A 15,414-nucleotide genomic window follows, 5' to 3' on the forward strand; every position below is an offset into this window, starting at 1 on the left:
TCCCTTGGTATTAGAAAAATCCTTGTGCTTCTTTTTTGTAGCTTACTAAAAGACATTTAGTTTGTTGGTAGTGATCTAACATCATTGCGTGGTTTTCACGACCGATACCAGAAAGTTTGAACCCACCAAATGCAGCACCCGCTGGATATTGATGATAAGTGTTTGTCCAAACACGACCAGCTTGAATAGCTCGACCTGCACGGTAAGCAATGTCACCAGAACGTGACCAAACACCAGCACCTAAACCATATTCTGTATCATTTGCAATTTCCATTGCTTCATCGAAATCTTTGAATGTAGTCACGCCAAGCACTGGACCAAAGATCTCTTCTTGGAAGATACGCATTTTATTGTGACCTTTGAAAACTGTTGGTTTAATGTAGTTACCTCCTGCAAGGTCGCCTTCAAGAATATTTTCTTCTCCGCCTATTAAGCACTCAGCACCTTCTTCTTTACCAAGTTTTAGGTAAGAAAGGATTTTTTGTTTTTGTTCGTTAGAAGCTTGAGCCCCCATCATGACTTCTGTATCTAATGGATTACCAATTTTAATAGCTTTTACGCGTTCTAATGCAAGTTCAATGAATTTATCGTAAATGGATTCTTGAACAAGTGCACGTGAAGGACAAGTACAAATTTCACCTGAGTTTAATGCGAACATCACAAAGCCCTCAATTGCTTTATTTAAATATTCATCATCTGAAGCCATTACGTCCTCAAAGAATACGTTTGGTGATTTACCACCTAGCTCTAACGTTACAGGAATAATATTTTCAGTTGCATATTGCATAATTTGGCGACCAACAGCTGTTGAACCAGTAAAAGCAACTTTTGCAATTCTTTTGTTCGTTGCAAGTGGTTTACCAACTTCAACACCAAAGCCGTTTACAATGTTAAGTACGCCTTTTGGTAGGATGTCTTGAATTGTTTCAATTAACACTAATAATGAAACTGGCGTTTGCTCAGCTGGTTTCATCACGATACAGTTACCTGCTGCAAGTGCAGGAGCAATTTTCCAAGCAGCCATTAAGATTGGGAAGTTCCAAGGAATGATTTGGCCAACTACACCTAGTGGCTCTTGGAAGTGGTATGCAACAGTGTCGTTATCTAATTGTGTTGTACGTCCTTCTTGTGCACGGATAACACCTGCAAAATAACGGAAGTGATCAATCGCTAAAGGAATATCTGCGTTTAAAGTTTCGCGAACTGCTTTACCATTATCCCATGTTTCTGCAACAGCAATCATTTCTAAGTTTTCTTCAATACGATCTGCGATTTTATTTAAAATAGATGCACGCTCAGTTGCGCTTGTTTTACCCCATGCATCTTTTGCTGCGTGTGCTGCATCAAGAGCAAGCTCAATATCTTCAACTGTTGAACGAGCTACTTTTGTGAAAACTTGACCTGTTACTGGTGTTTTATTTTCAAAGTATTGACCTTTTACTGGAGAAACCCATTCGCCACCGATAAAGTTATCATATTTTTCTTTGAAATTTACTACTGCACCCGGAGTATTAGGATTTGCATAAATCATAGTATCAATCTCCCCATATTTTATTTATGAAACCGCATACAAATTATAACGACACAATTCAATTTATATTAATCTGTTTCATGTGTCCTATATTGATACATCAAAATAGTTTTTTCAAGTAATTAACCCTAATAATAGTAGAAAATAGTTTTTTTAAAATAAAGAAATTTCCGTATTCTGTTAATAACATTTATGATTGGGTCGGCACCAAAGCCTTTCGATTTCCCTTTGTCATCTTTTTTAACTATACTTAAAGGAGAAATAATCGAGAGGAGTGTTAAGGTGCAAGAAGTACAAGTAAAAACGTTGCAGGAATTATTAAATTCTTTCGCCAACAAAGACGTTTATATTCATCTTGAGACGACGAACGGTTCTTATGCAGCACATTTTGATGAGAAATTTTTTAATGCAGGTGCTTTTATTCGCAATGCCAAAATCAACTATGAGCTTGCTAAAGTGGTAGATGATTCACCCCATCGTGTCGGATTAAAAATGACGCATGGTTGGGTTTATGCTCAAGGCATCACACATTTCGAATTAGATGATTTAGGCCGTTTATTAATGGCTGGACTAGACTACTCTGGTAAATTGGCGATAGCACTAGAAATTAGTGAAACGCCATTTACGTATTAAGGAGGACGACTATTTGAATTTAGAGCCACAACGTCACATTTTGATTGTTTACCCTCACCCAGATGATGAGGCTTTTTCAGTTGCTGGAACGATTGCCTACTATACAAAGAAAATGAATACTCCTGTTACATATGCCTGTTTAACTTTAGGGGAAATGGGCCGTAATTTAGGAAATCCGCCTTTTGCTACGCGTGAATCCTTACCAGAAATTCGACGTAAGGAGCTTATTGCAGCTGCAGAGGCTATGGGAATACAAGATTTACGTATGCTTGGTTTCCGTGATAAAACGATTGAATTTGAAGACGATGAAAAAATGGTAAAGCTTGTTGAAGGTTTAATAGAAGAGTTATCACCTTCTCTTATCATTACATTCTTACCTGGCTTTGCAGTCCATCCAGACCATGAAGCAACAGCACGTGCCGTAGTTGAGGCTGTCCGCCGTATGCCAAAAGCTGCACGTCCTCAAGTATATGGATGTGCCTTCGCCAATGATACCATCGAAAAAAATGGAGAGCCCCATATTGTCGTCGATATTCGTGAAATGAAGACGGATAAAATTAAAGCATTACAAGCACATGCATCCCAAACAGCTTGGATGATGCAAGAAACAGAAAAACGCATCGATAACGGTGAACCAATGAGCGAAAGCTGGTTAAATGTTGAAAAGTACTACATCGTCAACCCTGACCAATATGTAAAATAACAACAAATGCGCTGAAGAGCCCGAAGCAAAAGTAAACGCTCCACCACTTTTGCCCGAGAGATCGAAGCGAACTCGAAGATGTAGCGCTTTAGCCTAGACGACTATGCTCTAGGTTATCCAATGGCAAAAAAATTTATAGTTTCCTTAATAAAAACAAAACAGTTCTGTCCTCTTTTTTAACGAGAACAGAACTGTTTTTATATTAAGCGACTTTTAATTTCTTTAAAATATGAACAAAGAAAGTTATAGAAAATACAATAATTAGCACGACAAAGAACATATAGTGTGGAACGTGAACACCAATGATACTAACTAGCATTTTCAGCGCAATAATGCCGATAATAATAAATGCCGCCGCCTCTAGTTCTGGTATTTTTTCAATCATGATTAAAAATAAGCCTGCAATGGTTCTCATCATTAAAATCCCTAGCATCCCCCCTATTAGTAAGATCCAAATTTGATTAGAAATTGCAAATGCGGCAAAAATCGCGTCAATTGAAAAGGCAATATCCATTAGCTCTACTGAAATGACAGTCGCCCAAAATGTCCCAAAAATACGAACCATTAACCCTGATTTTTTAACTTCCTTAACACTATCCTCTGCCCCAATTCGCAAGAAATGAGCGATACAAAGCCAACCTAAATACAAAGCTCCTAATAATTTAATAAACCAAAAATCTACTAAATAAACGCCTATTCCGATAAACAAAAATCGGAAAAAGTAAGCACCCAACATACCATACATTAACGCGCGTTTACGTTGCTTGTCTGGTAAATGTTTAACCAGTACTGCCAAGACGAGTGCATTATCTGCTGACAGTAAACCTTCAATAATGATGAGTGTTGATATTAACCCCCAAGATACGGGGTCTGTTAAAACTTCTTTCCACATTTCCCAATCGAAAAATTGAATGTATGTAGATAGAATTCCTTGAATGATTTCCAATTACATACCCTCCTACTTGTCCTAAAGTACTCTAGTATATGCTTGGCCATTTTCGTTATGAAGAAATGGGCGTTCCTTTATTTCTACAAAACTCCTTGAATGTTTGGACACCCACTGAAAGAAGTTAAAATAGACACCGAAAATTTAGAATTTACTAAAAATTAATGACAAAAAACTTATAAAATGTGCTATCATAGATAAATGTTTTAACGTATAACGGAGGATGTATACTATGGAAGCTGCTGACACTAGAACTGTGCAAGTAGAAAATATCTTAATTGCACATCATTTTTTAAAAGACGTAGTGGTGCACACGCCGCTACAAAAAAATGATTATTTATCTGAGAAATACGGAGCTAGCATTTATTTTAAACGCGAAGATTTACAGCATGTACGCTCATTTAAACTTCGTGGTGCCTATTATAAGATTAAAAAAATTGAAGAAGAGGCTCGCCACGCCGGTGTTGTTTGTGCAAGTGCAGGCAACCATGCTCAAGGTGTTGCTTACGCCTGTGCTCAACTGAAAATTCAAGCAACTATTTTTATGCCCCAAACAACACCTAAGCAAAAAATCGATCAAGTGCGTATGTTTGGTCGCGATTATGTGGAAATTATTTTAGCGGGCGATACGTTTGATGATTCTGCAGAAAGTGCATTCGCTTACTGCGAAGAACACAATAAAATCTTTATCCATCCATTTGACGATTTTGATGTCATCGCTGGCCAAGGAACGGTCGCCGTTGAAATTATGAATGACATGGAGGAACCAATCGACTACCTATTTGGTAGTATCGGTGGCGGCGGCTTAATGTCAGGTGTTTCTGCCTACGTGAAAAACCTTTCCCCTACTAGCAAAATTATCGGTGTAGAGCCTGCTGGGGCGGGTAGTATGAAGGCGGCATTTTCAGAAGGTGGTGCAGTGGCACTTAATTGGATTGACAAGTTCGTAGATGGCGCCGCGGTAAAATGCGTCGGTCATCACACATATGATGTTTGTCGTCGCTATTTAGACGACATCGTACTAGTACCAGAAGGAAAAGTATGTACAACGATTTTAGATCTTTATAATAAACATGCCATTATCGCAGAGCCTGCCGGGGCATTATCAGTTGCAGCACTCGACTATTATAAGGAAGAAATTAAAGGCAAATCAGTCGTTATCATCATTAGCGGTGGTAATAATGACATCGGGCGTATGCAGGAGATTAAAGAAAAATCTTTAATTCATGAAGGTTTACTCTATTACTTCATCGTAAACTTCCCACAGCGTGCAGGCGCACTTCGCCAATTCCTAACAAGTGTTGTCGGACCAAATGATGACATTACAACTTTCGAATATACAAAGAAAAACAATAAAGAAAGTGGTCCTGCCTTAGTCGGCATTGAACTTGGTAATCGTGACGACTACGAAGGTTTACTAACACGCATGAATGAATTTGGCTTCAAATACAAAGAAGTAAACAACGACATTCAACTATTCGGCTTACTAGTCTAAAATAAAGAGTCACACTTCTATGTGAGTGTGGCTTTTTTGCGGGGATGAGAGGTTTATCGGAATAAAATTATGTTTTATCGGAACTATTTTGAGATTTATCGGAACAATTTCAGATTTTATCGGAATGTTTGTTATATTTATCGGAACAATTTAGAAAAATACAGTCTATCTGACCGCAATGATAGACTGTACTATTTTAAAATATACTGTCGATTCTTATTGGCGCCAATTTCTTGAAGCTGTAATGACTTCAATATTTTATATACTGTTTTAGTGCAAGAGATACCGAAGAAATCTTGAAATGAACTGTTGGATATAAATCCCCCATACATATAACGGTAATCTTTCAGTGCGTTGTTGAAAGCTAGATTATCGACCTCACCACAATTCTCACAACACCACTTCCCTTGACGATAATGCATAACAAATTGATATTCGCACTTAGAGCATAGTGCACCCTTCTTCAATTCATCCACTTTAATATCTAGGGTCCATTGAGTTGGTGTGTGCATCTTTAGAATATGCGTTGATAGTTCTCTCAAATCATTTTCACTTAGATAGACTTGTTGATGTTGCTGGAATAGTTGCTCTACCCTTTCAGCCAAGCCACTTACATGAATAATTGGCTGTGACAAGAAAGTGGGTGACATAATCATACTTGGATTTGCAGAAACGACTATAGTTTCAATAGGTAGATGATGCCCACTCATTTGAAATAATCGATGCAAAAACCTGGCATGTCGCTTCACCTGATCGAATGGATTACGAAAACCATCTACTCTTCCATCAGAGGTAACTCTAATAAATTGATGGTTATCTTCCATATAATCAACACGCCCAGCGATATTTTTGATTTCTACTATTAAAGTAAAATTTTGCGACATGAATAATGTATCCATTTGATGTATTGATCCACCTTCAACTTTAAGCTGAACATCATGCAATAAATAATGCGCATGCTGCAAATAGATCTCTTGCCATTCTTTATCTACTCTTTGCTCACCAGCGTACCCTGCCCTTGTCCTCCTTAGCATTTCTTGAAAATAATCATACTTAGCGTGAGATCTCGGTAACCGCCTCTCAACCATTTCTAACACCCGTTGCTTCGATGAGACTTCCCGCTTTTTCAGTAGCATACTTTCACCTCCTTTAGCTAGACTATAATGCACTTTATCGATTTACCACCCAACTTTCAGCAGAAAAAACGCCCATACCTATGTATGAGCGTTTCGTCATCATGATCCTAATAACGCACGGTCTGAGTTCATTTTCTCACCGCGGATACGTTCGAACTCTGCCATTAAATCCGGAATAGTCAATTCATGCTTGCGATCCTCGCCAACTTCTAAAATGATTTGACCTTTATCCATCATAATCAGTCGGTTACCTAAATCTAATGCCTGTTGCATATTGTGCGTGACCATTAATGTTGTTAAGCTATCTTTCTCAACTAAATATTTCGTAATGCGTGTGATTAACTCTGCACGAGATGGGTCAAGTGCCGCCGTATGCTCATCTAGTAATAAAATCGATGGCTTCGTGAACGTTGCCATTAATAAAGACAGCGCTTGACGTTCCCCACCAGAAAGTAAGCCGACCTTTGCAGATAGGCGATTTTCTAGATTTAAACCCAACATCTCCAACGATTCCTTGAAAAATTCTCGACGCTTTTTATCAACACCAATACGCAATCCTCTACTCTTATTACGTGAGTAAGCTAACGCTAAGTTTTCCTCAATCGTCATTGTTGGCGCTGTACCAGCCATTGGGTCCTGAAACACACGACCGATATAGTGGGAACGCTTGTATTCTGGTAAAGCCGTAACCTCGTTCCCATCAATTAAAACCGAGCCGAAATCTGGCGTTAAGGCACCTGAAATCATATTCATCATGGTCGACTTACCGGCACCATTACTACCAATGATTGTCACAAAATCACCTGACTTTAAATGCAAATTAATTTCAGCAAGTGCGACTTTTTCGTCAGGCGTACCTTCATTAAAAACTTTATTAATACCGTGTAATTTAAGCAAGGCCATTCCCTCCTTGCTCTACTGCATTTACTTGTGCACGCTCTGCTGCACGCTTCACCTTTCGTTTTCGTTCCTTACTTTTACTAACAAATTGAGGTAAAACCAACGCTAAAATAACAATGATAGCTGTTATTAATTTCATATCTCCCGAATCAAGGAATTCAACACGTAATGCTAATGCTAAAATGATACGGTAAATAATAGCCCCCGCAATGACAGCAAAAGTTGTGCGCATAATCGTTTTTGTACCAAAGATTGCTTCACCGATAATAACAGAAGCAAGACCGATTACAATCATCCCGATCCCCATACTTACATCTGAGAACTTCGAATACTGTGCGATTAAAGCTCCAGAAAATGCGACAAGTGCGTTAGAAAGTCCTAGCCCTAGAATAATAAGTGTATCTGTATTTGCTGAAAAGCTACGAATCATACGCTTATTATCACCAGTTGCTCGAATAGCCAGTCCGACCTCAGTTTTTAAGAACCAGTCTGCTATTACCTTAATTAAAATCGTGATGATTAATACTACAATCAACGTACTCCATGTAGACGGTACTTGCTGAATGCCGATGCTTGTTAATAGGTTATTGATCGCAGCATCGATACCTAAATTACTCCAAAATGCTTGAAACTTTGAAAATATAGTCTCTGAGTTCAATAGTGGAATATTCGGACGACCTATCGTATTTTCTGCAGTTAACCCCATGATTCGTAGGTTAATAGAATACAAAGCAATCATCATTAAAATCCCCGATAATAGTGGGTTAATTTTCCCTTTTGTGTGAAGAATCCCTGTCATACATCCAGCAATAAATCCAGCAACAATTGCCACTAAAGTCGCTAACATCGGGTGGTAGCCAAGCAGAACCATCGTCGCCGCTGTAGCCGCCCCTGTTACAAAGCTTCCATCAACCGTTAAATCCGGAAAATCTAACACGCGGAATGTTAAATACACACCAAGTGCCATAATTGCATAGATGATTCCTTGCTCCACTGCGCCAAACATTGCTAAAAACATAGTTGAATCATCTCCTAATCATTTCTTAATATATAATTTCGGCTTATCACCATAACGTAAGGTTGATCTCAGTCCTGACTGAGCGCTTGGACAGATTTCAATACACAATTTCGATTTGGCAAACAGAGCAGTGATTCCTCCTTATACATCTAAAAGTGAAGCAACTTTTATTCTAAAAAGAAGATAAAGCGGGGGCAGTTTAGTTCTCCCCCGCTTTGCTTTGCTTTGCTTCATAAGATGAACAATGTCAGTCCATTACTTTTCTAAAAGCTCTGCACCCCAAGAATCTTTCATTTCGATTCCTAAATCATCCGCTACTTTTTTATTGATTACTAGTTTTAAGTTTTGTGGGTATTGTGCTGGCATATCAGCAGGTGTTGCTTCTCCTTTTAGAATCTTCACAGCCATTTGCCCTGCCTCATAACCGATGTCGAAATATTCAAAACCATATGCAGCTAAGCCACCACGTTCAACAGAGTCAAGCTCCCCTACAATAAGTGGTAATTTATTAGCATTCGCTACATCAATAACAGATTCTAAAGCAGAAACTACTGTATTATCAGTAATAATATAGAATGCATCTACTTTACCGATTAATGATTCAGTAGCCTGTTTTACTTCCGCAGAAGTTGCCGCAGATGCCTCAGCAATTGTTAGGCCTTGCTCGCCCATAACTTTTTTCACTTCTTTTACTTGTGCTACTGAGTTTTGTTCACCAGCGTTGTAGACCATACCAACGTTTTTGGCACCAAGTTCCTTTAAGAAAGCCACTGTTTTTGAAATAGTATCAGGATGTAAATCGATCGTACCTGTTACATTTTTTCCTGGCTTCTCCATAGATTCAATGAGTTGTGCACCAACAGCATCTGTTACAGAAGTAAAGATAATTGGAATATCGCTAGTTGCTGTCGCTGCCGCTTGTGCAGACGGTGTAGAGTTAGCAAATATTAAATCTACGTTTGCACTTACTAGATTGTTTGCAATCGTTGTGTTAAGACTGTTATCCCCTTGAGCTATTTGTGCCTCGTACTCAACTTTTAAGCCTGATTCTTCAATTGCTTTTTTGAAGCCTTCAGTGGCAGCATTTAAAGATGGGTGCTCAACAATTTGAGTAATCCCGATTTTATATGTTTTGTCATCTGCATTGCCGCTCTCACTTGCATTATTCGTTTCTTTTCCTTTTGAATCAGATGAACTAGAGCCACCACTACCACAAGCAGCAAGCATTAAGACTAACCCAAATAACAGGAACGAAAGCTTTTTTAAATTGCATTTCACAAATAATCCCCCCGATTATTATCTCTGATATTTATCACACTTCATCCAAACAAAGTGTGAACGTATCGCTATATTATCGTTATTATCGAGGTTCGTCAACAACATTATGAATGTTCTGACTTTTAAAATTGACATAATATTTTAGTTTTTCACTCAATTCGCCGCTTTAAACCGCTAAACTACGCTGTTTATAAAATTTGATTGCTTTTTCTAACATAACAAAAATTTTTTTTACAATTTTGCGAAGTATTAAGGAGTGAAGGTGAAAATACTCCTAGAGGCGAGAAACTTCTATTTCTACCCCTACGCTTTCGGTACAAAAAAACTTGCTGAAAGAAGTTAAAAATTTTTTCTAATTTTAGCTAACTTTTTATAATTCGAAAGTCGTCTAATCATTAGAAAATTAAATCATTTACATTAAAGGAGAAATAATTATGAAAAAAACAATAAAAAAATCTTGGATGATTGTATCAGCACTAACAATAGGAATGGCTGTCTTCACGCCACATCAAGCTGAGGCAACAACAGCAAAACCAACAAACGAAATAACAGTTCAAGCTGAGCAACAAATTAAAGGAACGATTAAAAGCATTTACGGAGATAGCATCACAATCAAAGCGAAAGACGGTAAAAACTACTATATTGGAATCCAAAAGTTCTCAGATGAGCAAATAGCAAAAATGAAGTTAGTTGAAGGTCAAGAAATCTCTGTAGAAGGTAATTTAGTACAAGATTATTCAGATTTCTACACGTTTAACGTCTATAAAAAAGACTTACCTAAAGAAATAACAAAAGAAGATCTGGCTAAATTAGAAAAATTGTTTAATCAAATGAAGAAGTTAGAAAAAGAAGAGAAATATGAAGAAGTAGATAAAATTAATCTTGAAATGGATCAAATCACAAAGCCGTATATTTTAGCTAGCTGGGTACCTGTATCCTTCGAAGAGTTCATGGAAGAGTATGGATTTGGTGAAAAAAATATAGTTATTAAAGAAAAAGATAAAAAGCAGCTGAAAGATATTTATCAACAGTGGATTAAACTAGAGAAATCTGGTAAAGAAGAAGCAGCACAAACAAAATTTGATGAATTCCAGAAGGTTCTTCAACCTTACTTAGATGCGCTATATCCACCAGTACCATTTGAAGATTACATTTCAGATATAGATGTAGATATTCCAGCTGAAGCTTTACCAAAACTAAAAACTTTATACAAAGATGCTCAAAAAGCAGATCAAGATAAAAATGATCAATTATCTGAAAAGCTATGGAATGAATTCAATGAAATGATTAATCCTTACATGAAGCCACTTAGCTTTGAAGATTACATGTCTAACTTTGATTTTGAAATCAAAGCAAAAGATAAAGCGCAATTAAAAAAGCTTTATGAAGAAGCAACAGCTCTTGATCAAAAAGGTGACTATGAAAAATCTAATGAAAAATGGGTTGCTATCGACAACATTTTAAATCCATATTATGAAGCAAATAAAGAAATTTTAATCTCAGCTTCTAAAGTAACAATAAACGGCAAAGTTTACCTTACACAGCATAAATAAGTAAAGGTTTTCGGGCTAATCCTAAACGTCATTGAAAAATGATATATGGGATTAGCCCCTTTCTTTTACTACGCGGATCCTTAGATTTTTTATTAACACAACTGCTACAGACTTAAGTATTTCAATATAATATATTTTAGAAGTCTCGGTTATGCAGATGTTAGAACAACAATAAGAATTTTTGTTTTACACATGACTCTTTACAAACTAGCATTAACATTGATATGATTGCATTTGCTTCACGTGGTTCGTAACCATCCCACGCAAAAAAACTAAGGAGAAATTAATATATGAAAATAAAATTTTTAGCAACGAGTGGCATTATTGCAGCGCTCTACATTGCTGTTACTTTGCTAGTCGGCTCATTTGGCTTTTCAGAGGTTCAGTTCCGTATATCGGAAATGTTTAATCATCTAGTTGCCTTTAATCCACGTTTTGCCGTCGGGATTATTATTGGTGTATTTATCTCTAATATATTTTCACCAAACGGCATTCTCGATTTATTTTTCGGTGTTGGGCATTCGATGATTACACTTGGATTGTTCATTTTTATTTGTAAATTTGTCAAAAATATTTGGGCACGTTTAGTTATCAATACATTGCTATTTACATGCACAATGTTCATCATTGCTTTAGAATTGAACATAGTATTAGAAATACCATTCTTCTGGACATGGTTAACTGTTGCTGCAGGTGAATTTGTGGTCTTAGCGGTCGGTGCACCTATTATGTATCTATTGAATAAACGCTTAAACTTCAAAAATTTGATTTAAAAGACGGATCTTTTTAGATTCGTCTTTTTTGATTTCTTGACAATATTCTGAAAATATTTTACAATTCTTTTCAATAAAACATGCGATGAAAAAGAATAGTAGCAAGTAATAGTACTTGTAGAGAGCTGATGGTTGGTGTAAATCAGTAGTACATACTTGTGAATGGACTTTGGAGCAGCCTCATCAAATGTGAGGACGAATTTACTCCCCGTTACCGGAGTACGAAAGCGCGCAATTTTTGCGAATTAAGGTGGCACCACGGTTACTCGTCCTTTTTATAGAAGGATTGGAGTGACTTTTTTTATGAAAAAAATCAGATTAGAGGAGTCGAGAGCAGATGAGTACAGTAGTAGAGAAAAAAGGATATTTCGGTGAATTTGGCGGTAGCTTTGTTCCCGAGGAGCTTCAAAATGTTTTAAATATTCTAGATGAGCACTTCCAAAAATTCAAAGATGAAGAAGATTTTAATAAAGAGCTAGATTATTATTTCCATGAATATGTTGGGCGAAAATCCCCACTTTATTTTGCTGAAAATTTAACAAAACAATTAGGTGGCGCGAAAATTTATTTAAAGCGTGAAGATCTCAACCACACAGGTTCACATAAAATTAATAACGTCCTTGGACAGATTTTATTGGCAAAGCGCATGGGTGCTAATCGTGTTATTGCCGAAACAGGTGCAGGTCAGCATGGTGTAGCAACTGCAACTGCTTGTGCAATGTTCGGGATGGATTGCACAATTTATATGGGCTTAGAAGATACAAAGCGTCAAGCATTGAATGTGTTCCGTATGGAGCTTCTTGGCGCAAAGGTAGTAGCTGTTGATAAAGGGCAAGGGCGACTAAAGGATGCTGTAGATGCAGCATTTGCTGATTTAGTAGAAAACTATAAAACGACTTTCTATTTACTAGGTTCTGCTGTTGGACCTCACCCATTCCCTTCAATGGTGAAACATTTCCAATCAGTCATTAGCCGTGAAAGTCGCGAACAAATTTTAGAAAAAGAAGGAAAGCTACCCACAGCAGTACTTGCTTGTGTCGGTGGCGGTAGTAATGCGATCGGTGCGTTTGCAGAATATATTGCAGATGAAAACGTTCGCCTCATCGGTATTGAACCAGATAAGGCTGCAACATTAAATGAAGGAACACCAGGTGAATTACATGGTTTCAAATGTTTAGTACTGCAAGATGCTGAAGGCAATCCCCTACCAACTTATTCGATTGCCGCTGGACTAGATTATCCAGGAGCTGGTCCGGAACATAGCTATTTAAAAACAATTGGTCGTGGAGAATATGTAACGGTGACAAATGAAGAAGTGCTTGAAGCATTCCAAGTGCTGTCAAAAGTCGAGGGAATTATCCCTGCACTTGAAAGCTCTCACGCAGTTGCACATGCACTAAAGCTTGCTCCAACATTATCTCCTGATGAGAGTATTATTATCAATATCTCTGGCCGCGGAGACAAAGACGTGGAACAAGTATTCCAAATGTTAAATAAATAATATCAGATGTATTGATTAAACATTTTTATCCACCTAATTAATTTGAAGGCTCTGATTTCCGCTACGGGCTACTCGCTTTCCCGCGGGCGTCGAGTGGCCCTACGCTACAATCAGTTAAAGTGGGAATATATTAGCAAAATAGCAACAAAAAAATCCTTATATCACTCAATAATAAACCTATTTTTTCCTAATCAATACGCCTGATAAATAATATAACGAAAGAGCGACTTCCCTTTGTGGAAATCGCTCTTTTGACTATACCAATGAACTTAATTTCGGATAAATTTCTGCCACATTATCTCGAAGCTTAGCTTTTAGGAATTTTCCAACCGATGTTTTTGGAATTTCCTCTAAAAATACAACATCATCCGGCACCCACCATTTTGCAAATTGACTTTCTAAAAATGCAAGAAGCTCCTCGTCGGTTGCTGACTTTCCTTCCTTCAATACAACGCAAGCTAGCGGACGTTCTTGCCATTTAACATGCGGAATTGCAATAACCGCTGCTTCCAAAACAGCATCATGGGTCATTAACGCATTTTCTAAATCAACTGAGGATATCCACTCCCCTCCTGATTTAATTAAATCCTTTGTACGATCTGATATTTTAATAAAGCCATCCTCTGATCGTACCGCAATGTCCCCTGTATATAACCAGCCATCTCGATAGGCATCAGCCGTTCGTTCATCACGATAGTACTCGTGTGAAATCCATGGACCTCGTAAACGTAATTCACCCATTGTCTCTCCATCCCACGGTACTTCTCCATTGTCATTAATAATACTCGATTCAATACCGGCCATCGTCATTCCTTGCATAGCTCGCGATTCAATTTTCTTTTCAATTGGCCAGTCTTCCATCCAAGACATATAATTCGACAACGCTACAATCGGTGTTGTTTCAGTCATGCCATATACGACAATATACGGAATGCCATATTGCTCTTCAAATGTACGAATAAGACGGGTTGGTGAAGCAGAGCCACCACAACAAATGGCACGTAGCGAACTTATATCTCGTTCACGCTTCTCTTGTTCCTGCAACGCCCCAATCCAAATTGTCGGCACTCCAGCTGTTAATGTAATCTTCTCCTGCTCCACTAAATCCAAAATTATTGCCGATGTAAATTGTGGACCCGGAAGCACCTGTGTCGCACCTACATTGACACTTGCAAACGGTAGACCCCATGCATTTGCATGAAACATCGGTACAATTGGCATCACAACATCACGCTCGGAAATGCCCATTGAATCAGACATACTCAGCATCATACTGTGTAACACTAAGCCTCGATGTGAATAAACAACACCCTTTGGATTTCCTGTTGTAGCACTTGTATAGCACATTCCAGCGGGCTCCTCTTCCTCTAAATCCTCTGGGAATTGATAGTTTTCATCTGCTGCTGCCAATAAATCCTCATATGATAACGCATTCGGTAATGTCGTTTCTGGTACAGTATCCTCATCCGTCATAATAATAAAATGTTTCACTGTCTTAAGCTCAGGCGCAATGTTTTCTATGATTGGTAACAAATCAACATCAATTATTAAAATCTCATCTTCTGCATGATTAATAATATAAGTTAAATGCTCTTCTGATAAACGAATATTCACCATATGCAAAATAGCACCAGAACACGGTACCGCAAAATAGGCCTCTAAGTGGCGATGCTGATTCCAGGCAAAGGAGCCAATCTTTGTTCCCCTTTTCATCCCCAGCTTTGTTAGCGCATCTGCTAAACGACGTGTCCTTTTCGCCCACTCTCCATATGTTAAACGGTGAATCTTCTGTGGGCTCGTTCGTGAAACAATAGTCTTTCTAGCAAAATAACTTTCTGCTCGGTTAAAAAAGCTTGTTAATACTAACGGCGTCTGCATCATAAAAACCATCCATCCCTTCGTCTTGTGAACTGCCTCTCTATTACCTTTGTGAAATACTAATAAAAA

The 15,414-nt window shown here is 37.9% G+C and carries 13 protein-coding genes, 1 riboswitch and 1 other annotated feature; of the genes, 6 read left to right on the forward strand and 7 right to left on the reverse strand.

Features of this window, described 5'->3' with window-relative positions:
• Window positions 1–10: 10 nt before the first annotated feature.
• Window positions 11–1,531: an aldehyde dehydrogenase family protein gene (locus ACB089_RS22205; RefSeq protein WP_374963957.1), complete on the reverse strand. Its 1,521-nt coding sequence runs from the start codon at window positions 1,529–1,531 to the stop codon at window positions 11–13.
• Window positions 1,532–1,813: 282 nt separating this feature from the next.
• Here ACB089_RS22205 and ACB089_RS22210 point away from each other — a divergent pair, with 282 nt between their 5' ends.
• Together ACB089_RS22210 and bshB2 are read left to right on the forward strand one after the other, a co-directional pair.
• Entirely contained in the window at window positions 1,814–2,164 is a 351-nt protein-coding gene (locus tag ACB089_RS22210) for a YojF family protein (protein WP_374963958.1), read from the forward strand.
• Window positions 2,165–2,177: 13 nt separating this feature from the next.
• Window positions 2,178–2,867, forward strand: a complete 690-nt coding sequence (gene bshB2, locus ACB089_RS22215) for a bacillithiol biosynthesis deacetylase BshB2 (protein WP_374963959.1) — start codon at window positions 2,178–2,180, stop codon at window positions 2,865–2,867.
• 202 nt (window positions 2,868–3,069) lie between these two features.
• Here bshB2 and ACB089_RS22220 read toward each other — a convergent pair whose 3' ends face one another.
• Entirely contained in the window at window positions 3,070–3,813 is a 744-nt protein-coding gene (locus ACB089_RS22220) for a hypothetical protein (protein WP_374963960.1), read from the reverse strand.
• A gap of 232 nt (window positions 3,814–4,045) precedes the next feature.
• Here ACB089_RS22220 and ilvA point away from each other — a divergent pair, with 232 nt between their 5' ends.
• On the forward strand, window positions 4,046–5,308 hold the full coding sequence (gene ilvA, locus ACB089_RS22225; protein WP_374963961.1) for a threonine ammonia-lyase IlvA: 1,263 nt from the start codon (window positions 4,046–4,048) through the stop codon (window positions 5,306–5,308).
• Between the two features lie 191 nt (window positions 5,309–5,499).
• Here the strand turns inward: ilvA and ACB089_RS22230 are convergent, their stop codons facing one another.
• The 4 genes from ACB089_RS22230 to ACB089_RS22245 all read right to left on the reverse strand — a co-directional run bounded on the left by ACB089_RS22230 (window position 5,500) and on the right by ACB089_RS22245 (window position 9,640).
• Window positions 5,500–6,444, reverse strand: coding sequence for a nuclease-related domain-containing protein (locus tag ACB089_RS22230; RefSeq protein ID WP_374963962.1), 945 nt, complete (start codon window positions 6,442–6,444; stop codon window positions 5,500–5,502).
• A gap of 99 nt (window positions 6,445–6,543) precedes the next feature.
• Window positions 6,544–7,341, reverse strand: a complete 798-nt coding sequence (locus ACB089_RS22235) for an ABC transporter ATP-binding protein (RefSeq protein ID WP_374963963.1) — start codon at window positions 7,339–7,341, stop codon at window positions 6,544–6,546.
• Window positions 7,334–8,362, reverse strand: a complete 1,029-nt coding sequence (locus tag ACB089_RS22240; RefSeq protein WP_368636100.1) for an ABC transporter permease — start codon at window positions 8,360–8,362, stop codon at window positions 7,334–7,336. Before ACB089_RS22240 ends, ACB089_RS22235 begins: the two co-directional genes overlap by 8 nt.
• Before the next feature lie 255 nt (window positions 8,363–8,617).
• Entirely contained in the window at window positions 8,618–9,640 is a 1,023-nt protein-coding gene (locus ACB089_RS22245) for an ABC transporter substrate-binding protein (protein ID WP_374963964.1), read from the reverse strand.
• A gap of 434 nt (window positions 9,641–10,074) precedes the next feature.
• On the opposite strand from ACB089_RS22245, the gene ACB089_RS22250 reads away from it, so the two are divergent.
• The 3 genes from ACB089_RS22250 (at window position 10,075) to trpB (ending at window position 13,467) form a co-directional block, all read left to right on the forward strand.
• A complete protein-coding gene (locus tag ACB089_RS22250) occupies window positions 10,075–11,193 on the forward strand; it encodes a hypothetical protein (RefSeq protein ID WP_374963965.1) in 1,119 nt (372 codons plus the stop codon).
• Window positions 11,194–11,430: 237 nt separating this feature from the next.
• A riboswitch (PreQ1 riboswitch) is annotated at window positions 11,431–11,475 on the forward strand.
• A gap of 8 nt (window positions 11,476–11,483) precedes the next feature.
• Window positions 11,484–11,966, forward strand: coding sequence for a QueT transporter family protein (locus tag ACB089_RS22255; RefSeq protein ID WP_374963966.1), 483 nt, complete (start codon window positions 11,484–11,486; stop codon window positions 11,964–11,966).
• Window positions 11,967–12,042: 76 nt separating this feature from the next.
• Window positions 12,043–12,243, forward strand: a binding site (T-box leader).
• 60 nt (window positions 12,244–12,303) lie between these two features.
• Window positions 12,304–13,467: a tryptophan synthase subunit beta gene (gene trpB / locus ACB089_RS22260; protein WP_374963967.1), complete on the forward strand. Its 1,164-nt coding sequence runs from the start codon at window positions 12,304–12,306 to the stop codon at window positions 13,465–13,467.
• A gap of 255 nt (window positions 13,468–13,722) precedes the next feature.
• Here trpB and ACB089_RS22265 read toward each other — a convergent pair whose 3' ends face one another.
• Entirely contained in the window at window positions 13,723–15,348 is a 1,626-nt protein-coding gene (locus ACB089_RS22265; RefSeq protein ID WP_374963968.1) for a long-chain fatty acid--CoA ligase, read from the reverse strand.
• Window positions 15,349–15,414 lie beyond the last annotated feature (66 nt).

The organism is Lysinibacillus sp. RS10 (genome assembly GCF_041956855.1).
GTDB lineage: Bacteria > Bacillota > Bacilli > Bacillales_A > Planococcaceae > Lysinibacillus > Lysinibacillus xylanilyticus_A.